The organism is Methylibium rhizosphaerae (assembly GCF_006386545.1).
Classification (GTDB): Bacteria; Pseudomonadota; Gammaproteobacteria; order Burkholderiales; family Burkholderiaceae_C; genus Pseudorivibacter; species Pseudorivibacter rhizosphaerae.
In genome coordinates this window covers 1-1104 of sequence record NZ_SWAR01000142.1, presented here as the reverse complement: position 1 = coordinate 1104, position 1104 = coordinate 1, and the positions used below count along the sequence as shown (strand labels likewise).

Genomic DNA, 1104 nt, shown 5'->3' with positions numbered 1-1104 from the left:
CATTGGTGCGTGTTCGCATGCTTGGGGCTCCGGTCTAGGCTGCTGGCCTAACCACTCCATCGAGCGGACACCCTCCGGCAAGCTGCGCTTGCCTACGGTCGCCGCTCATGTCGAACGTTAGGCTTCATAGAACGAGTAACTATGCACCGCAGATCTCTGATTCTTGCCTCTGTTGCCGCAGCTCTGCCTGGAGCTGTGGCCGCCGATAGCCCGCTTGTTGCCTCATTAGGAGGATCACTGCCGCTACTCCTCACCGTTCCTCACGATGGCGATGAATCCATTGGTTCGGTTCCAGTTCGCACAGTCGGAGCCACGGTTCGAGATCTTGGAACCCGACCGCTCGCGGAGAAGGTAGCCTCGCTTCTGGAACAGAAACTCAAAGCTCGCCCGAGATTGGTGATCGCCAAGTTCAGCCGCAAGTACCTAGATGCAAACCGCGCCGAACAAGATGCGATGCAATCGCCAGAGGCTTTACCCACCTATCAGGCCTACCACGCAGAAGTCGCTCGTCACGTTTCTGAGCTACGCGTTGCGTTTCCTCAAGGCGCTCTGCTTTTAGACATACACGGGCAGTCAGAAGATCCAAATACCACCTTCCGAGGCACCCGCGCTGGTTTGACGGTCAAGGCTCTTGTTCAGAAGCACGGGATAGAAGCAATCCAGGGAGAGAAGAGCATCCTGGGTGGACTCGCTTCAAAGGGATACAACGTCAATCCCAGTCTTGGCTCGGTGTCGTTGGAAGAAGATCGCCGCTTTGCTGGCGGGCACACCGTGTTCTTCTATGGCAGTCACCGGCCTCAAGGCATTGATGCCATTCAATTTGAGTTTGGCAAGAACCAGCGCGCAAGCTGGAGTTTGGCAGAGCATTTTGCAGAGGCGATCACGACGTTCCTCAACCACTACGGCTACTTGGCAAAGTGAAGCCTAACCCTTCCATCGAGAGGACATGCCCCGGCAAGCCGGGTCATGCCTCTCATGTCAAACGTTAGGGAGACGCTGATCAATTGACCGCTCCGGCACGATGCATGCATGCCGCGCGGAACCCGGACACAGCCACGCCAACATGAGCCAACGCAGCTTTGCCAGCGCCGAGTACGCGATGAA

The 1104-nt window shown here is 56.9% G+C and carries 1 protein-coding gene; it reads left to right on the top strand.

Annotated features, from left to right (window positions below; genetic code table 11):
• The first annotated feature begins 141 nt into the window (after window positions 1-141).
• A complete protein-coding gene (locus E8D38_RS27825; RefSeq protein ID WP_140637552.1) occupies window positions 142-921 on the top strand; it encodes an N-formylglutamate amidohydrolase in 780 nt (259 codons plus the stop codon).
• The last annotated feature ends 183 nt before the right edge of the window (window positions 922-1104 follow it).

Bases quoted from the DNA above. Each gene is read 5' to 3' on its own strand.
- E8D38_RS27825 (WP_140637552.1), top strand. From the start codon at position 142: ATGCACCGCAGATCTCTGATTCTTGCCTCTGTTGCCGCAGCTCTGCCT.